Origin of the sequence: Rathayibacter sp. RFBD1, assembly GCF_002932915.1 — a bacterium.
Lineage (GTDB): Bacteria > Actinomycetota > Actinomycetes > Actinomycetales > Microbacteriaceae > Rathayibacter.
The window spans coordinates 154,206-178,790 of sequence record NZ_PSWQ01000022.1; the positions used below are offsets into that span (position 1 = coordinate 154,206).

Below are 24,585 nucleotides of genomic sequence, written 5' to 3' on the forward strand. Positions count from 1 at the left end.
GTCAGCCGAGGATCTCGGCGAGGAACATGCCGGTGTGGCTGCCCTCGACCTTCGCCACGTGCTCGGGGGTGCCCACCGCGACCACCTGTCCGCCGCCGGCGCCGCCCTCGGGACCCATGTCGATCAGCCAGTCGGCGGACTTGATGACGTCGAGGTTGTGCTCGATGGTGATCACCGTGTTGCCCTTGTCGACCAGGCCGTTGAGGACGAGGAGGAGCTTGCGGACGTCCTCGAAGTGCAGGCCCGTCGTCGGCTCGTCGAGCACGTAGACGCTGCGGCCGTTGGAGCGGCGCTGGAGCTCGGTGGCCAGCTTGACGCGCTGCGCCTCGCCGCCGGAGAGCGTGGTCGCGCTCTGGCCGAGGCGGACGTAGCCGAGGCCCACCTCCACCAGCGTGCGGAGGAAGCGGTGGATCGCCGTGATGGGCTCGAAGAAGTCGGCCGCCTCGGCGATCGGCATGTCGAGCACCTCGGCGATGTTCTTGCCCTTGTAGTGCACGGTCAGTGTGTCGCGGTTGTAGCGCGCTCCCCCGCAGACCTCGCACGCCACGTAGACGTCGGGCAGGAAGTTCATCTCGATCTTGATGGTGCCGTCGCCCGAGCAGGCCTCGCAGCGGCCGCCCTTGACGTTGAAGCTGAAGCGTCCGGGCAGGTACCCCCGCGCCTTCGCCTCGGTGGTCTCGGCGAAGAGGTTGCGGATGCGGTCGAACACGCCCGTGTAGGTGGCGGGGTTCGAGCGCGGCGTGCGGCCGATCGGGTTCTGGTCGACGTGCACGACCTTGTCGAGGTTCTCGAGGCCGGTGACGCGCGTGTGCTTGCCCGGCACCTTGCGGGCGCCGTTGAGCTGGTTGGCGAGCACGCGGTAGAGGATGTCGTTGACGAGGGTGCTCTTGCCGGAGCCGGAGACCCCGGTGACCGCGACGAACGTGCCGAGCGGGAACTCCGCGTCGACCTTGCGGAGGTTGTTGGCGTTCGCCCCGACGACCTTGATCATCCGCTTGCGGTCGATCTTCCGCCGCTTCTTCGGGACCTCGATCGCCTTGCGGCCCGAGACGTAGTCGCCGGTCAGCGAGTGGGTGTTCTCGAGCAGCGACTCGTAGGAGCCGGAGTGCACGACCTTGCCGCCGTTGACCCCGGCGCCCGGGCCGATGTCGACGATCCAGTCGGCGGTGCGGATGGTGTCCTCGTCGTGCTCGACCACGATCAGCGTGTTGCCCAGGTCGCGCAGCTTGATGAGGGTGTCGATCAGGCGGCGGTTGTCGCGCTGGTGCAGGCCGATGCTCGGCTCGTCGAGCACGTAGAGCACGCCGGTCAGCCCGGAGCCGATCTGGGTCGCCAGGCGGATGCGCTGCGCCTCGCCGCCCGACAGGGAGGCGGCGGCGCGCGAGAGGTTGAGGTAGTTGAGCCCGACCTCGATGAGGAAGTCGATGCGCGCGCGGATCTCGCGCAGCACCTGCGCGGCGATGTGCGCCTCGCGGTCGGTCAGCTCGAGCCGGCTCATGAAGTCCTGGGCGTCGCCGAGGCTGAGGTCGGCCACGTCCGCGATGCTCGCCCCGTGCACGAGCACGGCGAGCACCTCCGGCTTCAGGCGGGAGCCCTTGCACACGGGGCAGGGCACCTCGCGGAGGAACTCGGACCAGCGGGTGCGCTGGACGTCGGTCTCGGCCTGGACGAACTGGCGCTCGATGTAGGGCACGACGCCCTCGAAGCCCGAGGTGTAGCTCATCTCGCGGCCGTAGCGGTTCTTCCACTTGACCTTGACTTCGAAGTTGTCGCCGTGGAGGACGGCCTGCTGCACCTCGGTGCTGAGGCGCTTCCACGGGGTGGTGAGCGTGAAGCCGAGGTCGCGGGAGAGGCCGTCGAGCAGCTTCTCGTAGTACTGGAACAGGCCCTTGCCCTGGGTGGTCCAGGGGATGATGACGCCCTCGGCGATGCTCAGGTCGGGGTCACCGAGCAGCAGCTCGTCGTCGACCGACATGCGCGTGCCGAGGCCCGAGCACTCCGGGCAGGCGCCGAAGGGCGCGTTGAAGGAGAAGGTCCGCGGCTCGATCTCGGTCAGCGAGATCGGGTGGTTGTTGGGGCAGGACAGCTTCTCGGAGTAGGTGGTCCAGGCGCCGTCGCCCTCGCCGTCGACGTAGTTGATCTGCACGATGCCGTCGGTGAGCCGCAGGGCCGTCTCGAGCGAGTCGGTGAGGCGCCCGAGGATGTCGGGGCCGGCCACGAGCCGGTCGACCACGACGGAGATATCGTGCTTGTACTGCTTCTTGAGCACCGGCGGCTCGCTCAGCTGGACGAGCTTCCCGTCCACCATGGCGCGGGAGTAGCCGCCCGCGGTCAGCTCCTTGAAGAGGTCGACGAACTCGCCCTTCTTCTGGGAGACGACGGGGCTGAGGATCTGGTAGCGGGTACCGGTCTCGAGCTCCATCAGCTGGTCGGCGATCTGCTGCACGGTCTGCGCGGAGATCCGCTCGCTGCAGATGGGGCAGTGCGGGACGCCGATGCGCGCCCACAGCAGACGCATGTAGTCGAAGATCTCGGTGATCGTGCCGACGGTCGAGCGCGGGTTGCGGTTCGTCGACTTCTGGTCGATCGAGACCGCGGGGCTGAGGCCCTCGATGAAGTCGACGTCCGGCCGGTCCACCTGCCCGAGGAACTGGCGGGCGTACGCGGAGAGGGACTCGACGTAGCGCCGCTGGCCCTCCGCGAAGATCGTGTCGAAGGCCAGGGAGGACTTGCCCGAGCCCGAGAGACCGGTGAACACCACCATCGAGTCGCGCGGGATCTCGAGGTCGACGTTCTGCAGGTTGTGCACCCGCGCGCCGCTCACCACCAGCTTCGAGGACGACTCGTCGAGCGAGGAGACGAAGCGGTGGAAGGAGGGAGAGGGGGTGGAGGAGGGGTCCGTAACGGCGTTCAGGATCGACACTCCGAAAGTGTATGCGGAGCCACCGACATCGCCCGTGGCGTTCGCTGGGCGCTGATCCGCGGGCCCCTCCCCTTGCGGATCAGCGCCTCCGATCAGGACAGGTGCCCGGCCTTCTCCATCTGGCGGAGCTCGCGCTTGAGCTCCTGGACCTCGTCCCGCAGCCGGGCCGCGAGCTCGAACTTGAGCTCGCCCGCCGCCTGGAGCATCTGCCCGTTGAGGTCGGAGATGATCGCCTCGAGGTCGTTGCCGCCGTTCGCGGCGAGACCCTGACGGCGCAGGTTCGGCGTGGGGCTCTTCTTCTTGGCGTCGCGCCCGGCGAGCAGCTTGGCGGTGTCGGCCCCCTCGCGGGCGAGGGCGTCGGTGATGTCGGCGATCTTCTTCCGCAGCGGCGTCGGGTCGATGCCGTGGTCGAGGTTGTAGGCGACCTGCTTCTCGCGTCGGCGGTCGGTCTCGTCGATCGCGAGCCGCATCGAGTCCGTCACCTTGTCGGCGTACATGTGGACCTCGCCCGAGACGTTGCGCGCCGCACGGCCGATCGTCTGGATGAGCGACGTGGACGAGCGGAGGAAGCCCTCCTTGTCGGCGTCGAGGATCGCCACGAGCGAGACCTCGGGCAGGTCGAGCCCCTCGCGCAGCAGGTTGATGCCGACCAGGACGTCGTACACGCCCGCTCGCAGCTCCGAGAGGAGCTCGACGCGCCGCAGGGTGTCGACGTCGGAGTGCAGGTAGCGGACCCGGACGCCGGCCTCCGTGAGGAAGTCGGTGAGCTCCTCGGCCATGCGCTTCGTCAGCGTCGTGACGAGCACGCGCTCGTCGCGCTCGGTGCGGCGCTTGATCTCCTCGAGCAGGTCGTCGATCTGGCCCTTCGTCGGCTTGACGACGATCTCGGGATCGATCAGGCCGGTCGGACGGATGATCTGCTCGACGATGCCGTCGGCGATGCCCATCTCGTAGCGGCCCGGGGTCGCCGAGAGGTAGACGGTCTGGCCGACGCGCGACTTGAACTCCTCCCACTTCAGGGGCCGGTTGTCCATCGCCGAGGGCAGGCGGAAGCCGTGCTCGACCAGCGTGCGCTTGCGGGAGGCGTCGCCCTCGTACATCGCACCGATCTGCGGCACCGTCACGTGCGACTCGTCGATCACGACGAGGAAGTCGTCCGGGAAGTAGTCGAGCAGGCAGTGCGGGGCCTCGCCCGACTCGCGGCCGTCGATGTGGCGGGAGTAGTTCTCGATGCCGGAGCAGAATCCGATCTGCTGCATCATCTCGAGATCGAAGGTCGTGCGCATCCGCAGGCGCTGCGCCTCGAGGAGCTTGTTCTGCTTCTCGAGGTCGGCCAGGCGCACCTCGAGCTCCTGCTGGATGGTGTCGATCGCACGGTGCATGACGTCCTGGCTGGCGACGTAGTGCGAGCCGGGGAAGACCGACACGGAGTCGAGCTTCCGGACGATGTCGCCGGTGAGCGGGTGGAGCGTGTAGAGCGCCTCGATCTCGTCGCCGAACATCTCGATCCGGATCGCGAGCTCCTCGTACATCGGGATGATCTCGATCGTGTCGCCCCGCACCCGGAAGGTGCCGCGGGCGAAGTCGACGTCGTTGCGCGCGTACTGCATCGACACGAACTTGCGGATGAGGCGGTCCCGGTCGACCCGCTGGCCGACCTGGAGCGCCACCATCGCCTCGAGGTACTGCTCGGGCTGGCCGAGGCCGTAGATGCAGGAGACGGTCGACACCACGATCACGTCGCGGCGGCTCAGGAGCGAGTTCGTGGTGGAGTGGCGCAGCCGCTCGACCTCGGCGTTGACCGAGCTGTCCTTCTCGATGAAGGTGTCGGTCTGCGGGACGTAGGCCTCGGGCTGGTAGTAGTCGTAGTACGAGACGAAGTACTCGACGGCGTTGTTGGGGAACAGCTCGCGGAACTCGTTGGCGAGCTGCGCGGCGAGGGTCTTGTTGTGCGCGAGCACGAGCGTGGGGCGCTGCACGGCCTCGACGAGCCAGGCCGTGGTCGCGGACTTGCCGGTTCCGGTGGCGCCCAGCAGGACGACATCGGTCTCGCCGGCGTTGATGCGGGCGCTCAGATCGGCGATCGCGCCGGGCTGGTCACCGCTCGGCTTGTACTCGCTGATGACCTCGAACGGGTGCACGGCACGGGTTGGCTCCATGGTTCGAAGCGTAGCCGCGACCACCGACACCGGACGGCGCGTGCGCTGGCGGCGAACGGGGGTGCGCTCTCCGGCCGGGCCGCTCGGTCACGAGGGCGGGTGTCCGGGACGGACCGTCAGCGGGCGAGACGCTCCCACAGTGCGTCGGTCCGAGCGAGCGTCTCCTCCAGCGTGCCGGAGGAGTCGATCACGACGTCGGCGAGGGCGAGGCGCTCCTCGTCGCTCGCCTGCGACGAGACCCGCGCACGTGCCTCCTCCTCGGTCAGTCCCCGGAGGGCGACGAGACGCTCGATGCGGAGGTGCTGCGGCGCGTGCACGACGACCACCTCGTCGAACTCCCCCGCTCCGCGGCCCTCGGCCAGGAGGGGGACGTCGTAGACGACCACCGCTGCCGGGTCCGCCGCCGCGGCCTCCGCGAACAGCCGCTGCGAGCGGAGCGTCACCGCCGGATGGGTGATCGCATTGAGGTCGGCGCGGGCCGCCGCGTCCGAGAAGACGATCGCGCCGAGCGCCGGGCGGTCGAGCGCGCCGTCCGCGCCGATCACGGACGGGCCGAAGCGCTCGGCGATCGCCGCCAGCGCCGGCTCCCCCGGCTCGACGACCTCGCGCGCGAGGACGTCGGCGTCGACCACCACCGCTCCGTGCTCGGCGAGACGGCGGGCGACGGTGGACTTGCCCGAGGCGATGCCTCCGGTGAGGGCGACGAGATGCACCCGGCCACCCTACCCAGCGCCGTCGCCCGGAACGCCGAACGGCCGGCCCCCGAGGGGACCGGCCGTTCGATGCGATGTGCTCGCGATCAGTTGTTCGAGGACAGCTTCTCGCGGAGCGCGGCGAGCGACTCGTCGTCGGCGAGGGTGCCGCCGGTGGTCGACTCGCTGGTGAAGCCGGCGCCGACCGAGACGCCCTCGGAGACGGTGGCCGCCTCCTCCTGCGACTTGGCCACCTGGGCCTTGTGGGCCTCCCAGCGCGCCTGAGCAGCGGCGTACTCCTGCTCCCAGGCCTCGCGCTGCGACTCGAAGCCCTCGCGCCACTCGTTGGTCTCGGGGTCGAAGCCCTCGGGGTACTTGTAGTTCCCCTGGTCGTCGTACTCCGTGGCCATGCCGTAGAGCGCCGGGTCGAACTCGGTGCCCTCGGGGTCGACGTTCTCGTTCGCCTGCTTGAGCGAGAGGGAGATGCGGCGACGGTCGAGGTCGATGTCGATGACCTTGACGAACACCTCTTCGCCGACCGACACGACCTGCTCGGCGAGCTCGACGTGCTTGCCCGACAGCTCGGAGATGTGGACGAGGCCCTCGATGCCGTCCGCGACGCGGACGAAGGCACCGAACGGGACCAGCTTCGTGACCTTGCCCGGCGCGACCTGTCCGATCGCGTGGGTGCGGGCGAAGACCTGCCACGGGTCCTCCTGGGTCGCCTTGAGCGAGAGCGACACGCGCTCGCGGTCGAGGTCGACCTCGAGGATCTCGACGGTGACCTCCTGGCCCACCTCGACGACCTCGGAGGCGTGCTCGATGTGCTTCCAGGAGAGCTCGGAGACGTGGACGAGACCGTCGACGCCGCCGAGGTCGACGAACGCACCGAAGTTGACGATCGACGACACGACGCCCTTGCGGACCTGACCCTTGTGCAGGTTGTTCAGGAACGTGGTGCGGCTCTCGGACTGGGTCTGCTCGAGGAGCGCGCGACGCGACAGGACCACGTTGTTGCGGTTCTTGTCGAGCTCGAGGATCTTCGCCTCGATCTCCTGGCCGAGGTACGGCGTGAGGTCGCGGACGCGGCGCAGCTCGATGAGCGAGGCCGGGAGGAAGCCGCGGAGGCCGATGTCGACGATGAGACCGCCCTTGACGACCTCGATGACCGAGCCGGTGACGACGCCGTCCGACTCCTTGATCTTCTCGACGTCGCCCCACGCGCGCTCGTACTGCGCACGCTTCTTGGACAGGATCAGGCGACCCTCCTTGTCCTCCTTCTGGAGGACGAGGGCCTCGACGCTGTCGCCCACGTTGACGACCTCGGAGGGGTCGACGTCGTGCTTGATGGAGAGCTCGCGCGAGGGGATGACGCCCTCGGTCTTGTAGCCGACGTCGAGGAGGACCTCGTCGCGGTCGATCTTCACGACGGTGCCTTCGATGAGGTCTCCGTCGTTGAAGAACTTCAGAGTCTTTTCGACCGCGGCAAGAAAGTCTTCAGCAGACCCGATGTCGTTGATCGCGACCTGCTTGGTTGCCTTGTCGGTCGTTGCGGTTGTCATTAAGGGATGCTCCAGGATGGATGGGTCTCGGGCGGCGGCCGCCTGCGGGCCTCGCGGCTCGGCGGAGTGGTGACCACTGCGGTGGTGAGGGATGTGCCTCCGGCCCGGGAGCCGCGCTCGGCCGGCCGGAGGACCGGCCTTCCTCGCGCGCCGCGGGCACGGCGGCGCCACAGATGTGACACCCCAGCTTAGACGCCCCGGGAGGCGCACGGCAATCTCGCCGCGCCCGTCCAGGCGCGGGTTCCGGAGTCAGCCGGCGAGGGAGGAGCGGAGGGTGTCGAGACCGACGCCGCCGAGGTCGAGCGCCCTCCGGTGGAAGGCCGCGAGCGAGAACGCGGCGCCCTCGCGCACCTCCGCCTCGTCGCGCAGCTGCTCCCAGATCCGCTGCCCGATCTTGTAGGACGGAGCCTGCCCCGGCCACCCGAGGTACCGGTTCACCTCGAAGCGCACGAACGCGTCGTCCATGTTCACGTTGGCCCGCATGAAGTCGAGGGCCGACTCGGCGGTCCAGACGGTGCCGGAGCCCGGCATCGGCTTCTGGAGGTGCACGCCGATGTCCAGCACGACGCGCGCCGCGCGCATCCGCTGGCCGTCGAGCATGCCCAGGCGGTCGGCCGGGTCGTCGAGGTAGCCGAAGCGCTCCATCAGCCGCTCCGCGTAGAGCGCCCAGCCCTCGGCGTGGCCGGAGGTCCCGGCGAGCTGACGGCGCCAGGTGTTGAGGCGGGCGCGGTTGTGGACGGCCTGGCCGATCTGCAGGTGATGGCCCGGGACGCCCTCGTGGTAGACCGTGGTCAGCTCCCGCCAGGTGGCGAACTCGGTGACTCCGGCCGGGACCGACCACCACATCCGCCCCGGGCGCGAGAAGTCGTCGCTCGGACCGGTGTAGTAGATGCCGCCCTCCTGGGTCGGCGCGATCCTGCACTCGAGGCGGCGCACCTCCTCCGGGATGTCGAAGGCGGTGCCGGCGAGCTCGCGGACGGAGCGGTCGCTGGTCTCCTGCATCCAGGCCTGCAGAGCGTCGACGCCGTGCAGAGTGCGGGCCGGGTCCGCCTCGAGGTGGGCGATCGCCTCGGCGACGGAGGCGCCGGGCAGGATCTCGCGCGCGATCGCCTCCTGCTCGGACGTCATGCGGGCCAGCTCCTCGATCCCCCACTCGTAGGTCTCGTCGAGGTCGACGACAGCGCCGAGGAAGCGGCGGGAGTGCAGCGCGTACAGCTCCCGGCCGACGGCGTCCTGCTCGGTCGCGGCGGGGGCGAGCTCGCCCCGGAGGAACTGCGCGAGCGACCCGTAGGCGGCCGAGGCACGGCGGGCGCCGTCCTCCAGTCGCTGAGCGAGCGACGCGGGCAGGGATCCGGCGGCGGGAGCGGCCTCCGCGGCCAGCTCGGCGAAGAACCCCCGGGGAGCGGCGATCTTCCGCGCCTGCTCGGCGACGAGCTCGACCTGGCGGCGGGCGGGGATGATGCCGGTGCGCATCCCCTCGCGCAGGGTCTCCGCGTAGCCCTCGAGGGCGGCCGGCACGGCCAGCAGCCGCTCGGCGACCGCCTCCCAGTCGGCGACCTCGTCCGTCGGCATCAGGTCGAAGACGTCGCGCAGCTCCTGCGCCGGGGACGCGATCACGTTGAGGTCCCGCAGCGGCAGACCGGCGTCGTGCCCCTCCAGGGAGAGCCGGAGCTCGGCGCCGAGGTCGGCGACCGTGACGCGGTCGACGTCGTCCACGGGGTCGGCTGCCTCGAGCTCGGCGAGGGCCGAGGCGGTCGCCGCCCGGGCGCGCTCGAGACCGGCCGGCGAGTAGTCGCCCAGGCGGCCGTTCGCGCCGCTGCGTCCGATCGCGGTGCCGAGGGTGGGGTCGAGGTCGACGAGCGTGTCGACCCAGCGCTCGGCGACGGCGTCGACGGCGGTGGGCTCGCGGGGGGTGTCGGTGCTCATGCCTCCGAGCCTAGCCAGGCGCTGCGGCCGGCTCAGTGCGCGGCGACGTCCCAGTCGGACCCGTGGCCCACCTGCACCTCGAGCGGGACGCTCAGGTCGGCGGCTCCCGCCATCCGGCCGCGGACGATGGCCTCGAGCGGCTCCTCCTCGCCGGGGGCGACGTCGAAGATGAGCTCGTCGTGCACCTGGAGGAGCATCCGCGAGCCGAGCCCCTGCTCGTCGAGGTCGGCCTGCACGCCGATCATCGCCCGCTTCATGATGTCGGCGGCCGAGCCCTGGATCGGCGAGTTGAGCGCCGCCCGCTCGGCGTTGTCGCGGAGGACGCGGTTCGCGCTCTGCAGGTCGGGGAAGGGACGCCGGCGACCGAAGATCGTCTCGGTGTAGCCGGTCTCGCGGGCCTGCTCGACGACGCTGCGGAGGTAGTCGCGCACCGCGCCGAAGCGGACGAAGTAGTCGGTCATCAGCTGCTTCGCCTCGGCGCTCGAGATGCGCAGCTGCTTCGACAGGCCGAAGGCGCTCAGGCCGTAGGCGAGGCCGTACGACATCGCCTTGACCTTGTTGCGCATGGCCGAGGTGACGTCGCCCGGATCGACGCCGAAGATCCGCGACCCGACGAAGCGGTGCAGGTCCTCGCCGGAGTGGAAGGCCTCGATCAGCCCGGCGTCGCCGGACAGGTGCGCCATGATCCGCATCTCGATCTGCGAGTAGTCGGCAGTGAGGAGGGTGCTCGCGTCCGCTCCGTGGACGAAGGCGGTGCGGATGCGGCGGCCCACCTCGCTGCGGACGGGGATGTTCTGCAGGTTCGGGTCGTTGGAGGAGATCCGGCCGGTGGCCGTGCCGGTCTGGTCGTAGCTGGTGTGGATCCGGCCGTCGGCGGTGACCGACTTCTCGAGCGTCTCGATGATCTGCTTGAGCTTGGTCGCGTCGCGGTGCTCGAGGAGCAGCCCGAGGAACGGGTGCGGGTGCGACTCCTGCAGGTCTGCGAGGGCGGAGGCGTCGGTGGTATAGCCCGTCTTCGTGGCCCGGGTGCGCGGCATGTCGAGCTCCTCGAAGAGGACCTGCTGCAGCTGCTTGGGCGAGCCGAGGTTCATCTCGTGGCCGATCTCGGCGAACGCGCGGCTCGCGAGGTCGGCGGCCGAGACGGTCAGCTCGGCGCGGAGGCGCGCCAGCACGTCGGCGTCGATCGCGACGCCGGTGAGCTCCATCGTCGCGAGGACCTGGACGATCGGCAGCTCGATGTCGACGAGCACCGAGAGCATCCCCTCGCCCAGCCGCTCGCGCAGCGGAGCGACGAGCCGGTACGCGTACCAGGCCTCGGTGGCGGGCCCCATCGGCTCGACGGTGGGGACCAGCTGGTTCGGGTCGCCCTGCGCCATGGTCTCGTCGAGGTGCTGCGCGACCTGCGCCGCGAGCGTGGCCGGGTGCCCGGTGGGCTGCACCAGCCAGGAGGCGACGCGGGTGTCGAACGCGAGCCCCGCGACGGGGAGTCCGGCCCTCCGCAGCGCCTTGATCTGGGGCTTCGCGTCGGCGAAGTACTTGGGGGCGGGCCCGGCCAGCCACTGCTCGAGCGCGGTGTAGTCGGGCCGCTCGGCGGCCCACGGGACGAACGCCGTCTCCTTCTCGACCGCGAGACCCACACCCTCGAGCCCGCCGGCTCCGAGCAGGACCTGCACGGCGACGGGCGCGGTGCCCTTCGCCGACACGCGGTCGAGCCAGTGCGCGAGCTCCTCGTCGACCAGGGTGCGGACGGCGGGCGCTGAGGTCGTGACCACGTCGCCCGCCAGGGCCGCGGCGGCGCCGTCGACGCCCTCCTCCGCGGCGATCGTGAGGACCCGCTCCTGCAGGGTCTTGAACTCGAGGCGGCTGAAGATCTCGCGGACCGCGTCGGGATCGATCGGACGGCGCGTCAGATCGTGCGGCCCGAGGGGGAGCTCGACGTCCGTCACCAGCCGGTTGAGGCGGCGGTTGCGGAGCGCGTTCTCCTTCTGCTCGCGCAGCTTCTCGCCGACCACGCCCTTGATCTCGTCGGCGTGGGCGATGATGTCGGCGACCGTGCCGTACTGGTTGACCCACTTCGCGGCCGTCTTGGGGCCGACCTTGTCGACGCCGGGCAGGTTGTCGCTGGTCTCGCCGACGAGCGCGGCGATCTCGGGGTACTGGTGCGGCTCGACGCCGTACTTCTCGAAGACCTTGTCGCGGTCGTAGCGGGTGAGCTGCGAGACGCCCTGGGTGGAGGGGTAGAGCAGGGTGACGTCCGGAGTCACCAGCTGGATGGTGTCGCGATCGCCCGAGACGACCAGCACGCGGAAGCCGGCCTCGGCCCCCTGGCGGGCGAGCGTCGCGAGGATGTCGTCGGCCTCGAAGTCCTCCTTCGAGACGGTCCGGATGTTCATGGCGTGCAGCGCCTCCTCGAGGAGGGGGACCTGGCCCTTGAACTCGGGCGGCGTCTCGCCGCGGGTGCCCTTGTACTCCGGGTACTCGCGCGTGCGGAACGAGTAGCGGGAGATGTCGAACGCGACGCCGAGGTGGGTCGGCTTCTCGTTCTTCAGCAGCAGGATCAGCATCGAGAGGAAGCCGTGGATGGCGTTCGTGTGCTGGCCCTCGCGGGTCTGGAAGCTGTCGACCGGGAGCGCGTAGAACGCCCGGAACGCCAGGGAATGGCCGTCGACGAGCAGGAGGGTAGGCTGTTCCGGATCTGACACAGGGCCAGACTACACAGCGCCTCCGACACCGGATCGGCCCGCTCGCGCCCGCCGGTCAGGGCCGCTCCGAGGCTCCAGCGCGAGGAGCGACGTGACCGAGCCGACCCCCACCACGACCGCCTGGATCCGCCCGCCCGCGCTCGACCTGGTCGCCGGGATCGGCCGCGGCATGGGCGAGCTCGCCGAGCGGATGGGGATCCTCTGGCACGAGCTCACCCCGCAGCACTCGGTGGCCTCGATGCCCGTCGAGGGCAACCGGCAGCCGGTCGGCATCCTGCACGGCGGCGCGCACGTCGTGCTCGCCGAGTCGATGGGCTCGATCGCGGCGAACGTGCACGCCGGCGCGGGCCGCCTGGCGATGGGCATCGAGCTGAACGCGAGCCACAGCCGCTCGGTCCACTCGGGCTTCGTGATCGCCACCTGCGACGCGATCCACCTGGGGTCCACCCTCACCACCCACGAGATCGTCGTGCGCGACCAGGAGGGGCGCCGCCTCTCCACCGTGCGGATCACCAACATCATCCGCGACGCCCGCTGACGGGAGCGGACGGGTCCCCCTCGCGGGAGCGGAGGGCGACGACCGCGCCCAGGACCGCGACCGCCGTCGGGACCGCCCGCGCCTGCGAGCGACGGGGGATCGACCGGTCGGCCGCGCCGCTCGGGGACCCGGCACCGCGGCGAGCGGCACTGTCAAGCGACGGCGCGCGACTGTGCCCGGTGGTGCCCGAAGGGCGACACTGAGCGGATGAGCCTTCGCCATCTCCTCAAGAGCCTCCCGTCCATGCCCTCCGAGCTGCCCTCGTTCGATGCGGAGGCGGCTCCGGCCGATCCTCTCGAGCTGTTCGCGCAGTGGCTCGAGGAGGCGAAGGACGCTGGCCAGCTCCTCCCCCACGGCGCCACGCTCTCCACCGCCTCCGACGACGGCACGGTCTCGGCGCGCGTGCTCGTGCTGCGCGAGATCGACGAGGCGGGCTGGGCGTTCTCCACCCATGCCACCAGCCCCAAGGGACGCGCCATGGTGGAGAACCCGCACGCCGCGCTGACCTTCTTCTGGCCGGTCCAGGGCCGTCAGGTCCGGGTCGAGGGCCGGGTCGAGCGCGCCTCCGCGCAGGAGTCGGCCGACGACTTCCGCCGCCGCTCCGAGGCCGCTCGCACCGCCCTGCTCGTCGGACGCCAGAGCGAGCCGATGCGCAGCGCGCAGGACTTCGGCCTCGTCACGCTCCAGACCAGCGTCGCCGTGGGCTGCTCGCCCGCGACGCTCGACCGGGAGTGGGCCGTCTACCGCGTCGTGCCCGGGCGCATCGAGTTCTGGCAGGGCTCGACCGCGCCGGAGCAGGATCACACCCGTCTCGAGTACCGCCCGGGAACGAAGGAGGCGGGCGGCTCCCCGTGGGAGCGCACCCGCCTCTGGCCCTGAGGCCGTGGGCCCTCGGGCCCGGCCTCGCGCTAGGCCTTCTTCGTGCTCAGCTGCTCGATGATCGCCTGCGCGACGTCGTGCATGGTGAGCCGGCGGTCCATGGAGGCCTTCTGGATCCAGCGGAACGCCTCGGGCTCGGTGAGCCCCATCTTCTCGTTGAGCAGGCCCTTGGCGCGGTCGACGAGCTTGCGGGTCTCGAAGCGCTCGACCATGTCGGCGACCTCGGCCTCGAGGGTGAGGATCTGGGCGTACCGCGAGAGGGCGATCTCGATCGCGGGCAGCAGGTCGTTGGGCGTGAAGGGCTTCACGACGTAGGCGAGCGCTCCGGCCTCGCTGGCGCGCTCGACGAGCTCCTTCTGGCTGAAGGCGGTGAGCAGGACGACGGGCGCGATGTGCGCCTTCGAGAGGCGCTCGGCCGCCGAGATGCCGTCGAGCTGGGGCATCTTGACGTCCATGATGACGAGATCGGGGCGCAGCTCGGTGGCGAGGGCCACAGCGGTCTCGCCGTCGCCGGCCTCGCCGACGACCTCGAAGCCGTTGTCGCGGAGGATCTCCACGATGTCGAGGCGGATGAGGGATTCGTCTTCGGCGACGACGACCCGACGGGGTGCGGTCGACGAGGGTTCCTGGTCAGTCACGCCGATGAGCCTACGGTATTCTCGACGGGCTGGTGATGAGCCGGTGTGGCGGAATGGCAGACGCGGGGCACTCAAAATGCTCTGTCCGAGAGGGCTTGTGGGTTCGAGTCCCACCACCGGTACCCGCCTGGTCGCGCGGTGCGCGCCTCCGCTCGCTAGCGTCGTCGGATGAGCACCGACCCCTGGCCCCTGTTCTCGCTGGAGCTGCGCACGCCGCGGCTCGAGCTGCATCCGGTCCGCGACGCCGACCTCGGCCCTCTCGCCGAGGCAGCCCTCGCGGGCGTGCACGAGAGCGGCCGCTCGCCGTTCCCCTCCCCCTGGGCCGAGGCGCCGGCGGAGCGCCTGCCCGGCGAGCTCGCCCGCTTCCACTGGTCGCAGCGCGCGCAGACGACGCGGGAGTCGTGGCGCGTCGCGTTCGCCGTGGTCGAGGACGGCCGGGTCGTCGGCTGCCAGGACGTGGTCGCCGAGTCCTTCGCCGCCACCCGCACCCTGACCTCGGGCTCGTGGCTCACCCGCTCGGCACAGGGCCGCGGCCTCGGGCGGGAGATGCGCGCCGCCGTGCTCCTCCTCGCCTTCGACCACCTCGGAGCCGAGGTCGCCGAGAGCGCCGCTCTCGCCTGGAACACCCGCTCGATCCGGGTCTCGGAGGCCCTCGGCTACCGGCCGAACGGGACGCACCGGATCGTCGGTCCGGACGGTGCGCCGGTCGAGGAGCTGCGGTTCCGCGTCACACCGGAGACCCTGGTGCGGCCGGAATGGACGCTGGAGGCCTCGGGGATCGACGCCGCACGAGCGGTCCTCGTCCAGGATCCGCTCGGTCCGCCCTCCCCCGTCTGATTCACCAGAACATCGTGCCCGGCGAGCCCTTGAACGGACCGACCACGCGCGAGGTGATCCAGCCGCCGTAGAAGTCGCCCGGCTGCGGCTGGACCGCCTCGCCGTCGACCGTGCAGGAGTCCATCCGGCCGGGGTAGAGGGCGACGGTGTCGACGAGGGCCTCGAAGCCGGCCATCGGCTCGGGGTACGTCCAGCCCGCCGCCTCCGCGACCGCTCCTCCTCCCCCGCGCACGGTCAGGTAGGAGGCCGCGCCCTTGAACTCGCAGATGCTGCGGCCGGGCGCGGGCTCGAGCGCCCCGGGCGCGAACGAGGACACGGGGAGGTAGTAGACGGGAGGGTGGCTCGTCTCGAGGACGCGGAGAGCGTCGCGGGACTCGGCGACGACGACGCCGCCCAGCCGCACGACCACGTGCTCGGTGGTGGTCTCGACCCTCGGGGGTCGCGGGTAGTCCCAGACGGATTCCTGGCCCTCGGCGGGCGGCACGCGCTTCATCCCGCTCACGCTACGCGGCGGGGAGCGGTGCTCCGGCGCCTCCCAGAGGATGCCCGGCCGGACGCCGCGGCTCCGCAGATCCCCGCCGCCGGGACGCGCGGGGGCCCCGGTCGCGTAACGTCGTCCCTGCGGCGGAACCCCGAGCCCGCGCGCAGAAGGAATCCAGAGTGCCCACCGAATGCATCCACGGCCTCGACATCGCGCTCTGCGACGTCTGCACCCCGAAGAAGCTCCCCGAGCAGGTCGGCCGTGCCACCCGCGCCCCCGCGCGCGTGCCCGGGACCTCCCGTGCGGCCACGGCCCGCGCCGCCGCCCGCGGCACGGCGCGCGAGAAGCCCCTGCCGAAGGTCGACATCGCCGCGCAGCGGATCTACCACGTCACCCACCTCGACAACCTCGAGGCGATCGTCGCCGCCGGCGCGATCCTGGCGGACCAGCAGCTCCAGGAGCGCCCCGCGATCGACGTCAGCGCCGAGACCACCCGCGAGCACCGCCGTGCCGTGCAGGTGAAGGACGGCGTCAGCGTCGCCGGCTTCGTGCCCTTCTTCCTCTCCCCCGACGCCGCCCTCTGGGCCGACCTGCGCGGCGAGCGGGTCGCTCCGCACTGGTCGCCGAGCGCCCACGAGACCACCGCTTCGCAGTACGTCGTCCTGGTGGGCTCGCTCGCCTCCGCCCCGGTCCTGAGCGACGGCGACGCCTCCCACGTCCTCACGCGCTTCACCGAGGGCGACGCGCTCGTGCGCACCTTCGCGCGCCTCCTGGTCGACGAGCCGGCCCTGCGCAGCGCCGAGGCGCTCGTGCCCGAGCGCTTCCCGCTCGAGGGCGTCGCGACGGTCGGCGTGGCGTCGGTCGCCGCCCGCAACCGCGTCAAGGCTCTCTTCGAGGGCATCGACGCCTCTCCCCGCGTCGCCGTCTACCCGCCGTGGTTCCACCCGGTGGCCGAGGAGGAGTGACCGGGCGCTAGTCGGCCTCGAGGAGGTCGAGGCGGTCGGCCAGGTACCGGCGCAGCGGCATCAGTCCCTGCTCGCCCAGACCGGGCGCCCAGCGCACGAGCACCTCGGAGCCGCGCAGGGCCAGCGGCTCCTGGCCCGACTCGAGCGCTGCGGCGTCCAGTGCGAGGCGCCGCCAGCCGTAGTTGACGATCTCGCCCTCCTGGAACGGACCGTCGAAGGCGGCGCGCCGGATCTCGCGGCGCGCCTCCTGCGACTCGGACTGGTTGTTGGCGTGCAGCGGAGCGACGGCACGAGTGACCGATCCCGTCGCGAGGAGCTCGCCCTCGCGTCCGAGGAGCACCACGCCGAGGCGCCAGGCGCGGGTCACCGGCGCCATCACCGGCTTGCGGCGGAAGCCGAGGATCGCGCGCGGCGTCCGCAGCTCGGCGACGGCCTGGTCGGCGATGCCGCGGGCGTCGAGCTCGGCGGAGACCTCGCGCAGGAGCGCGGCCAGATCGGCGGCGGCCTGCTCGGCCCCGGGTGCTGCGGGCATCGCTCCTCCTCGGCTCGTCCCGCCAGCCTACGGGCGCGGTGTGCACCGGCCACCCTGCTCCGCACCGCTAGCATCGCCTGACGACACCGAGGAGGACGAGCGATGCGCGTCATCATGATGGGCCCGCCCGGCGTGGGCAAGGGCACCCAGGCGGCTGTGCTGTCGCGCGAGCTGGGGGTGCCGGCGATCTCCACCGGCGATCTGTTCCGCGCGCACGTCGCCGACGGCACCGACCTCGGACGGCGTCTGAGGGCGCTCGTGGAGGCCGGCGAGTACGTGCCGGACGAGCTGACGAACGCCCTGGTCGCCGAGCGCATCGCCGAGGAGGACGCCCGGGACGGGTTCATTCTCGACGGCTACCCGCGCACGCTCGCCCAGGTGGACGCGCTGGCGGAGCTCCTCGAGGAGCGGGGCACGCCGCTCTCGTGCGTCGTGCTGCTGACGGCCGACGCGGACGTGGTCCTCGAACGGCTGCACGTGCGGGCGCAGGAGCAGGACCGCGCCGACGACGACCCCGAGGTGGTGCGGAACCGGATCGAGGTCTACGAGCGCGAGACGGCTCCTCTGGCGGAGGTCTACGACGAGCGCGAGCTCCTGGTGCGGATCGACGGCTCCGCCTCGCAGGACGAGGTCGCCGCGAGGATCATCGCGGCGTGCCGGCCCGAGTGAGCCGACCCGCCGCGACGCGGGGTCAGATCGCCGAGGCGAGGACCTCGTCGAGCTTGGCCGAGGCCTCCTCGTCGGTGCCCTTCAGGGCGAGCGAGAGCTCCGACACGAGGATCTGACGCGCCTTGAGGAGCATCCGCTTCTCGCCGGCCGAGACGCCGCCCGCCTGCTCGCGGCGCCACAGGTCGCGGACGACCTCGCTGACGCGGTACACGCTGCCGCTGGCCATCTTCTCCTGGTTGGCCTTGAAGCGGCGGGACCAGTTGCTGGCCTCCTCCGCGACGTCGCTGCGCAGGACGTCGTAGACCGCCTGGACTCCGGCGTCGTCGATGATCTCGCGGACGCCGACGAGCTCGGCGTTTTCGACGGGGAGGGTGATGGTGAGCTCGCTGGTGTGCACGTTCATCGTCATGAACGTCTTCTCGACGCCCTTGACCGAGCGCTTCTCGAGCCCGGTGATCGTCACCGCTCCGTGGTGCGGGTAGACCAGGGTCTCGCCGACCTCGAATGTCATCATGTCGTGCCTTTCGTCGTGGGGCGTGGTGGGAGTGAGGAGTCCAGGGGGCGCAGCGGCGCCGCGGCGAGCCAGGCCGGGAGCAGCGCGACGAGGTGCTCGACCAGCTCCTCGTCGGTGCCGTCGAGGGAGCCGGCGAGCCAGGCGCCGACCACGGAGAGGACGCCGCCGGCCGCGAAGACCGCGGTGAGCTCGGGGTCGACCGCTGCGGGGACGTCGACCCGGGCGAGCACCTCGCGGTGCAGGGCGAGCGCCGTGTCGAGCACGGCGTCGTCGGAGGCGACCCGGGCGGAGGCCCGCGCGCGGAGCCGGGCATGGAAGGCGTGGCGGTCGACCAGCCGCTCGACGAGCCGCGAGTAGCCGCGCTGCAGGGCGTCGGCTCCGGAGCGGTCGGCGGGATCGCCCTCGGCGACGTCGGCGACCACGAGGTCCTGGCGGAGCAGCGCGGAGGCGACTCCCGCCGCGTCGTCGAAGTGGGCGTAGAACGAGCTGCGGCTGATCCCGGCCTCGCGCACGATGTCGCTCACCGCGATGCCCTCGGCCCTCTCGCCGTCGCTCTGCATGACGAGCCGCTCGACCGCGTCGAACACGCGGCGGCGGGTGCGCCGGGCTCGCGGATCGGCGGAGCCGAGCGCCGAGGGGGACTCCGCCGCGGGCACGGAGGCGAGGCGGGCGGGAGTCATCGGCGTCAGTCTACCACTTCCCGGACAGGTGTACGGGAAGAGCGTCAGGCGCCGGTGCGCACCTGGTCGAGGCCGGCGATGCGGTCGATCGCGGCCTGCTCGCTCGGCGAGACCCGGCCGAGATACCGGCCCAGGAACACGAACAGCAGGCGGTTCGCCGTGATCGCGGGCCACCACGGGCGCCGGAGGCCCAGGAGCCTCCGCACCTCGGGGCTGAGCGAGGCGACCGCGCCGGCGAACAGCAGCGGGTAGACCACGCCCGCCTCGCCCGGCAGCCGGATGTCGCGGAGGAAGCCGACCGCCTCGTGCACGCGTGCGTCGGGCTTGAGCTCGCCCGCGAATCCGGCGAGCTGCGCGCGGAGCTCCGCGACGCTCTCGGGCGGATCCTCCACTCCGAGCAGCCGGCCGGAGGCGGCCCACTCGCGCACGTAGGCGTCGGGGCCGCCGGGGATCCGTCCGCCCCAGATCTCGTGGGCGCCGAGGAACGCGTCGGTGAAGGCGTCGTGCACCCAGAGCAGCAGGCGGGGGTCCTGCGCCGAGTAGGAGCGCTCACGCCCGCCGGCGTCCTCGTAGGAGCCGACGATCCGCTCGTGCACGCCGGTCACCCAGCGCGCCGCTCCGCTCGCCGCGGCGGTGTCGCCGAAGCTGGTGGTCAGGACCCAGCGGACCGTGTTGTCGAGCCGGCCCATCGGGTCCTCGCGGTAGCGGGAGTGGTCGTGCACACCGGCCATCGCTCCGGCGTGGAGGGTCTGCATGAGCAGAGCCCGCACTCCGGCGATCATCGTGGGCAGGCCGCCGTTGACCGCCCAGACCGCGCTGCCCGGTCCGAAGAGCCCGGCGTCGTCGCCCTTCTCGAGGGCCACGATCCAGTCGGCGCGGGGGCGGGGGCGGCGGCGTCTCATCCGCTCAGTGTGCGCTCGGATCCTGGGCCGCGGCTGGCCGTTCTGTCACCCTTCGTGGGGCCGTGGTCACTCGGCCAGCAGTTCGCGGACGTCGTCGGCCGACAGCGCCCGGGCGAAGAGCTCGCCCTCGTCGAGCACCGCCGTGCTGAGGCGGCCCTTGCGCTCCTGGAGGCGCACGATCTTCTCCTCGATCGTGTCCGTCGCCACCAGCCGGTACACGTTCACCCGCCGCTCCTGGCCGATGCGGTGCGCGCGGTCGACGGCCTGCGCCTCGGCCGCCGGGTTCCACCACGGGTCGAGGATGAAGACGTGGTCGGCCTCGGTGAGGGTGAGCCCGGTGCCGCCCGCCTTCAGGCTGATCAGGAAGACGGGCGCGGCTCCCGAGCGGAACTCCTCGATCACTCCCGCGCGGTCCCGCGTGGAGCCGTCGAGCTGCACGAACGGGATGCCGCGCCGACGCAGCCGCTCCCCCGCCCGCTCCAGGTACGAGGTGAAGGTGCTGAAGACGAGGGCCCGACGGCCTTCCGCGATCACGTCGTCGAGCTGCTCGACGAGCACGTCGAGCTTCGCGGACGGGACGTGCCGGTAGGCCGGGTCGACCAGGGACGCGTCGAGCGCGAGCAGGCGCAGGAGGGTGAGCGATCGGAACACCGTGAAGCGCTGCCGGTCGAGGTCGTCGACCAGACCCAGGAGCTTCCGCCGCTCGCGCTGGAGGTAGCCGTCGTAGAGCACCCGGTGGGCGGGGGTCAGCGCGACCTCGATCATCTGCTCCTGCTTCTCGGGGAGCTCCGGCGCCACCGCCTCCTTGGTGCGGCGGAGCAGGAACGGACGCAGTCGTCGGCGCAGTCTCTCGAGGCGGCGGCGCGCGCCCTCGGTGTGGCTGACGGTCCGTCCCTCGGACAGATCGGGCGAGGCGATGCCGACGGGCGCCTCCGCGTGCAGGATCGGCCGGGTGTACTCCTCGCGGAAGCGGCGCAGCGGCGGCAGGAGCCCGGGCGCCACCAGGGCGAGGACCGCCCAGAGCTCGTCGAGCGAGTTCTCCAGCGGTGTGCCGGTGAGCGCGAGCGTGACGGGCGCGCCGACCCCGCGGGCGGCCCGGTGCGTCTGCGAGGCGGGGTTCTTGACGAACTGGGCCTCGTCGAGGATCAGCGCCGACCACGTCCTTGACGCCCAGCGCTCGCCGCCGAGGCGCAGGACCGCGTAGCTGGTGAGGACCACGTCCGCGTCGGCCGGGATCGCGTCGAGCGCGCCCTCCCGCGAGCTCGCGACGACGTGGACGCGCAGGGCGGGCGCGAAGCGCTCGGCCTCCGAGCGCCAGCCCGGCACGACCGAGGTGGGGGCGACCACGAGGAACGGCGCGCGGCGGATCCCGGCGCGGCCCGCCTCCTCGACCGCGTCGAGCATCATGGCCAGCGCCTGCAGGGTCTTGCCGAGGCCCATGTCGTCGGCCAGGATCCCGCCGAGCCCGTGACGGAGGCGGTGCACGAGCCAGGCGTAGCCCGCCCGCTGGTACGGACGCAGCCGGGCGGTCAGGCCCTCCGGCGGCTCCACGTCCTCCGGCGACCCGGCGGCCAGCGCGGAGTCGAGCACGGCGCGCCACGCGTCGGAGGGGACGCTCTCGTCGGCGAGCTCCTCCAGCTCGTTCCACAGCCCGGCCTGGTGCCGGCCGAGCCGCGGTCCCGTCTCCCACTCCTCGAGCTCGTCCGCCCGGGTCAGCAGCTCCCGGAGCCGGTCGAGGCCGGGGTGCGCGAGCGAGAGGTAGGAGTGGTCGACCAGGCGGATGCGGTCGCCGCCCGCGGCCAGAGCGCGGAAGAGGGGCAGGAACGGCACGGTCGCGTCGCCGATGGTCACGACGACGCCGAGGTCGAACCAGTCGGCGCTCTCGGTGTCGACCGCGGTGATGGTGAGCGTGAGCGGTCCGGTCAGCAGGCGGTAGTCCGGGGCCGCGCCGTCGCGCTCGATCCGGACCCCGCCGATCCCCTCCAGCTGCGGGAGCTGCTCCACCACGAACACCGCTGCCTCGGCCCCGCGCAGGACCGCGCTCGTCCCCGGCTCCGGCACGAGAGCGGACCCGGCCTCGCCGAGCACCGAGCGCACCCGGCGGAGCACCGCGCGCTCGAGAGCCGCGTCGGCCGTGCCGTCGAGCTCGTCCGCGCGATCGGGCGAGCGGCGCCAGTGCCAGCCCACCCTGACGGCGCGCCGCGGCTCGAACGAGACCGTGCAGACCAGGCGCGGGGGCTCCGGATCGTCCAGGACGAGGTCGACGCCCTCCTCGCGGACCGCGACGCGGCCGCGGAGGGCGGGGAGGTGCTCGCCGACGAACTCGGGCACGTCCTCCGCCGGGACCTCCGTCTCCTCGGGGTGGTCGAGGAGCCGCAGCTCCTCGTCGTCGAAGGGCAGGGACGCGGGCGCGAGCAGGAGCGAGGACGGATCGCCGCCCTCGACCGCGTAGACGCCGTGCCGGGCGACCGGACGCGCCGACTCGGGCGCGTGCTCCGCGCCGTCGATCCGCAGGACGGGCCGCAGCCGGAGCGCTCCCTCCTCCGCCGAGACCGTCACCGCCACATGCGCGGGACCGGCGAGACGGACCGCGCCCTTCTCCGGGGCGAGCAGCGGGATCCCGGCGGCCTGCGCCTGCTCGAGCAGCCGCCAGAGCAGCGGGCTCTCGTAGTCGTCGAGGTGGATCCAGTCGGGGTCCTGCCCCAGGTGGACGGTGCGCGTGGCGCGGTGCAGGGCCGCGAACTCGGCGAACCAGCGCTGGTGAGCGGGGTCGAGCGAGAGCCGGTGGGTCTGGAAGTTCAGCGACTTCCAGGTCAGGGTGGTGCGGTTCCAGGCGCCCCCGCGCCCGCGGACGACGGGGCGGGTGGCCAGACGGTGGTCGCGGCGCTCGTCGGGGTCGTAGGTCTTCGCCGTGACGCGCTCGCTCGCCGGCGCCCGCCACGGATCGTCGGCCCGGCGCACCAGCCGGCGCAGCTCGAACTGCAGCCCGATCGGAGTGAGGACGGTCGGCGACTCGGTCTCGGCGGAACCGCTGAGCTCGCCGACGCGGGCGCGCCAGGAGGAGGGGGTCGACTCGGGAGGCACCGCCCCATGCTGCCACGCGCCGCCGACACCCCCGCCCGCGCCGCGTGACGGGCAGAATCGGAGGATGACCAGCAGCGACTCCCCCGCGCCCACCGTCCTCACCCTCGGCAGCGAGAGCCTGCGCCTCGCCCTGACGACCGCCGGGGCCGAGATGACGTCCCTCCGCGACGACGAGGGCCGCGAGTTTCTGTGGCAGGCCGGCCCGGAGTGGCGCCGGCACGCTCCCGTCCTGTTCCCGATCATCGGGCGCCTCCCCGGCGACACGCTGCACCACGACGGCGCGGACCACCGGATGGGGCAGCACGGCTTCGCGCGGGACCGGGTCTTCGAGCTCGCGGGCGTCTCGGCGGACGAGGCGGTGTTCCGGCTCCGGAGCGACGACGCCACGCGCGCGGTGTTCCCCTTCGACTGGACGCTCCTCATCGCCTACGCCGTGACCGGCGCCTCGCTCCGGATCACCCAGACCGTCGAGAACAGGGGTCCCTCTCCGCTGGGCTTCTCGCTCGGCAACCACCCGGCCTTCGCGCTGCCGCTGCCCGAGGGCCGCGGCGAGCACCGCATCCGCTTCGCGCAGCCCGAGCCGGAGGGGTACCGCCGCGCTCCGGAGAACCTGCTGCTCGAGGCGCGCCACCCGGCGCCGCTCGAGGACGGGGTCCTGACAGTGGACGACGCGCACTTCGAGGAGGGCGTGATGATCTTCGACGAGCCGCGCCGGCGGACCCTCCGGCTCGAGGCCGACGGCGCCGCCCGCGCGATCGTCGTCGACACCGGGGACTTCGACGTGGTCGGCGTGTGGAAGCCCGTCGGGGCCCCGTTCGTCTGCCTCGAGCCCTGGCGGAGCGTCCCGACCCCCGAGGGCTGGGACGGCGACATCGTCGACAAGCCGCGCCAGATCGTCCTCGAGCCGGGCGGCCGGCGGTCGCTGTCCTACAGCATCGCGCTGAGCTGAACGTCCGCGCGCTGGATCTGCGCGTCGAGCAGCTCGAAGCGGCGGATGATCAGCCCCTCGCGGGTGGCCCAGGGGCAGATCACCAGCGTCTTGATGCCGAGGGCGTCCATGGCCGCCTCCGCGACGAGAGCGCCCGCGAGCAGCTGCGGAGCCCGCAGAGCGGAGACGCCGGGCAGCGCTGAGCGATCGGCCGCGCTGATCGCGGCGAGGCGGGCGGACCACAGCCGGAGGTCGACCAGGTGCAGCTCGCGGCGCACCAGCGGACCGGCGGCGCTCGGAGCGGCGCCGGTGATCCGCGCCAGAGACCGGAAGGTCTTCGACGTGCCTGCGACCAGGTCGGGGCGCCCCAGGGCGAGGAAGCCGCGGACGGGCTCCGCGAGCACCTCGCGGGCGTGACGCCGGGCGGCCTTCACGCTCGTGGCCGAGGCGGGATCGCCGACCAGCAGGTCCCGCGTCACCCGCCCCGCTCCGAGCGGGACCGACACGGCGAGCTCGGGCACCTCGTCCACGCCCATCGAGAGCTCGAACGAGCCGCCGCCGATGTCGAGGTCCAGGATCGAGCCCGCGCCCCAGCCGAACCAGCGGCGCACGGCGAGGAAGGTGGCCGACGCCTCCGCCTCGCCGCCGAGCTCCTGGAGGTGCACGCCCGTCTCGGCGCGGACCCGGTCGAGGACCGCCGCGCCGTTGCCGGCCTCGCGGATCGCCGAGGTCGCGAACGCCAGCAGGTCCTCCGCGCGGTGCTCGCGGGCGACCTCCGCGGCCTCGGTCACGAACGCGATCAGCTCGCGCTGGCCCCGCTCGGTGATCTCCCCCGCCTCGTCGAGGTGCGCCACGAGAGCGAGGCTCCGCTTGTGCGAGCGGTAGGGCACCGGGCGGGCGCCGGGGTGCGCGTCGACGAGGAGCAGGTGGACCGTGTTGGAGCCGATGTCGAGCACGCCGAGTCGCATGGGTCC

At 72.2% G+C, this 24,585-nt stretch carries 20 protein-coding genes and 1 tRNA gene; 7 read left to right on the forward strand and 14 right to left on the reverse strand.

Annotated elements, in window-relative coordinates; translation table 11 throughout:
- Position 1: 1 nt before the first annotated feature.
- The 6 genes from uvrA to polA form a co-directional block, all read right to left on the reverse strand.
- Complete coding sequence (gene uvrA / locus C5D50_RS12845; protein WP_244229661.1) at positions 2–2,827, reverse strand: excinuclease ABC subunit UvrA; 2,826 nt, start codon at positions 2,825–2,827, stop codon at positions 2–4.
- A 188-nt stretch (positions 2,828–3,015) separates the two neighbouring features.
- Positions 3,016–5,082: an excinuclease ABC subunit UvrB gene (gene uvrB / locus C5D50_RS12850; protein ID WP_104221901.1), complete on the reverse strand. Its 2,067-nt coding sequence runs from the start codon at positions 5,080–5,082 to the stop codon at positions 3,016–3,018.
- A 116-nt stretch (positions 5,083–5,198) separates the two neighbouring features.
- Positions 5,199–5,795 (reverse strand): dephospho-CoA kinase, encoded by a 597-nt coding sequence (gene coaE / locus C5D50_RS12855; RefSeq protein WP_104232641.1) that lies wholly within the window; start codon positions 5,793–5,795, stop codon positions 5,199–5,201.
- Positions 5,796–5,881: 86 nt separating this feature from the next.
- Entirely contained in the window at positions 5,882–7,336 is a 1,455-nt protein-coding gene (gene rpsA / locus C5D50_RS12860; RefSeq protein WP_104221897.1) for a 30S ribosomal protein S1, read from the reverse strand.
- A 249-nt stretch (positions 7,337–7,585) separates the two neighbouring features.
- Complete coding sequence (locus tag C5D50_RS12865) at positions 7,586–9,262, reverse strand: DUF885 domain-containing protein (RefSeq protein ID WP_104283677.1); 1,677 nt, start codon at positions 9,260–9,262, stop codon at positions 7,586–7,588.
- A 32-nt stretch (positions 9,263–9,294) separates the two neighbouring features.
- Positions 9,295–11,964: a DNA polymerase I gene (gene polA, locus C5D50_RS12870; protein WP_104273125.1), complete on the reverse strand. Its 2,670-nt coding sequence runs from the start codon at positions 11,962–11,964 to the stop codon at positions 9,295–9,297.
- A 91-nt stretch (positions 11,965–12,055) separates the two neighbouring features.
- Here polA and C5D50_RS12875 point away from each other — a divergent pair, with 91 nt between their 5' ends.
- A complete protein-coding gene (locus C5D50_RS12875; protein ID WP_374953047.1) occupies positions 12,056–12,502 on the forward strand; it encodes a PaaI family thioesterase in 447 nt (148 codons plus the stop codon).
- A 207-nt stretch (positions 12,503–12,709) separates the two neighbouring features.
- Complete coding sequence (locus C5D50_RS12880) at positions 12,710–13,381, forward strand: pyridoxal 5'-phosphate synthase (RefSeq protein WP_104283678.1); 672 nt, start codon at positions 12,710–12,712, stop codon at positions 13,379–13,381.
- A gap of 29 nt (positions 13,382–13,410) precedes the next feature.
- Here C5D50_RS12880 and C5D50_RS12885 read toward each other — a convergent pair whose 3' ends face one another.
- The gene (locus tag C5D50_RS12885) at positions 13,411–14,019 is read right to left on the reverse strand and encodes an ANTAR domain-containing response regulator (protein WP_104221889.1); all 609 of its coding nucleotides are present in this window, start codon (positions 14,017–14,019) and stop codon (positions 13,411–13,413) included.
- A gap of 39 nt (positions 14,020–14,058) precedes the next feature.
- Between C5D50_RS12885 and C5D50_RS12890 the strand changes: the two genes are divergently transcribed.
- Positions 14,059–14,141: transfer RNA gene (locus C5D50_RS12890), tRNA-Leu, on the forward strand.
- Between the two features lie 46 nt (positions 14,142–14,187).
- Entirely contained in the window at positions 14,188–14,856 is a 669-nt protein-coding gene (locus C5D50_RS12895) for a GNAT family N-acetyltransferase (RefSeq protein WP_104246795.1), read from the forward strand.
- A 1-nt stretch (position 14,857) separates the two neighbouring features.
- Here the strand turns inward: C5D50_RS12895 and C5D50_RS12900 are convergent, their stop codons facing one another.
- The gene (locus tag C5D50_RS12900; RefSeq protein WP_104221885.1) at positions 14,858–15,349 is read right to left on the reverse strand and encodes a DUF427 domain-containing protein; all 492 of its coding nucleotides are present in this window, start codon (positions 15,347–15,349) and stop codon (positions 14,858–14,860) included.
- A 167-nt stretch (positions 15,350–15,516) separates the two neighbouring features.
- Between C5D50_RS12900 and C5D50_RS12905 the strand changes: the two genes are divergently transcribed.
- Positions 15,517–16,302 carry a DarT ssDNA thymidine ADP-ribosyltransferase family protein gene (locus tag C5D50_RS12905; protein ID WP_104221883.1) on the forward strand — a complete coding sequence of 262 codons (786 nt, stop codon included), beginning with the start codon at positions 15,517–15,519 and terminating at the stop codon, positions 16,300–16,302.
- Positions 16,303–16,309: 7 nt separating this feature from the next.
- Here the strand turns inward: C5D50_RS12905 and C5D50_RS12910 are convergent, their stop codons facing one another.
- Positions 16,310–16,834, reverse strand: coding sequence for a hypothetical protein (locus tag C5D50_RS12910; protein WP_104232649.1), 525 nt, complete (start codon positions 16,832–16,834; stop codon positions 16,310–16,312).
- Positions 16,835–16,936: 102 nt separating this feature from the next.
- On the opposite strand from C5D50_RS12910, the gene C5D50_RS12915 reads away from it, so the two are divergent.
- Positions 16,937–17,503 carry an adenylate kinase gene (locus tag C5D50_RS12915; RefSeq protein WP_104221879.1) on the forward strand — a complete coding sequence of 189 codons (567 nt, stop codon included), beginning with the start codon at positions 16,937–16,939 and terminating at the stop codon, positions 17,501–17,503.
- 22 nt (positions 17,504–17,525) lie between these two features.
- Here the strand turns inward: C5D50_RS12915 and C5D50_RS12920 are convergent, their stop codons facing one another.
- The 4 genes from C5D50_RS12920 to C5D50_RS12935 form a co-directional block, all read right to left on the reverse strand.
- Positions 17,526–18,014 (reverse strand): CarD family transcriptional regulator, encoded by a 489-nt coding sequence (locus tag C5D50_RS12920; RefSeq protein ID WP_068257183.1) that lies wholly within the window; start codon positions 18,012–18,014, stop codon positions 17,526–17,528.
- Positions 18,014–18,697 (reverse strand): TetR/AcrR family transcriptional regulator, encoded by a 684-nt coding sequence (locus tag C5D50_RS12925; RefSeq protein ID WP_104221877.1) that lies wholly within the window; start codon positions 18,695–18,697, stop codon positions 18,014–18,016. The genes C5D50_RS12920 and C5D50_RS12925 overlap by 1 nt, the downstream gene beginning before the upstream one ends.
- A gap of 44 nt (positions 18,698–18,741) precedes the next feature.
- Positions 18,742–19,599, reverse strand: coding sequence for an oxygenase MpaB family protein (locus C5D50_RS12930; protein WP_104263169.1), 858 nt, complete (start codon positions 19,597–19,599; stop codon positions 18,742–18,744).
- Positions 19,600–19,665: 66 nt separating this feature from the next.
- Positions 19,666–22,683, reverse strand: coding sequence for a DEAD/DEAH box helicase (locus C5D50_RS12935; RefSeq protein WP_104283693.1), 3,018 nt, complete (start codon positions 22,681–22,683; stop codon positions 19,666–19,668).
- Between the two features lie 64 nt (positions 22,684–22,747).
- Between C5D50_RS12935 and C5D50_RS12940 the strand changes: the two genes are divergently transcribed.
- A complete protein-coding gene (locus C5D50_RS12940; RefSeq protein ID WP_104283681.1) occupies positions 22,748–23,632 on the forward strand; it encodes an aldose 1-epimerase family protein in 885 nt (294 codons plus the stop codon).
- On the opposite strand, the gene C5D50_RS12945 is transcribed toward C5D50_RS12940, so the two are convergent.
- A complete protein-coding gene (locus C5D50_RS12945) occupies positions 23,611–24,579 on the reverse strand; it encodes an exopolyphosphatase (RefSeq protein WP_104283682.1) in 969 nt (322 codons plus the stop codon). The two genes, C5D50_RS12940 and C5D50_RS12945, sit on opposite strands and share 22 nt — an antisense overlap.
- Between the last annotated feature and the right edge of the window lie 6 nt (positions 24,580–24,585).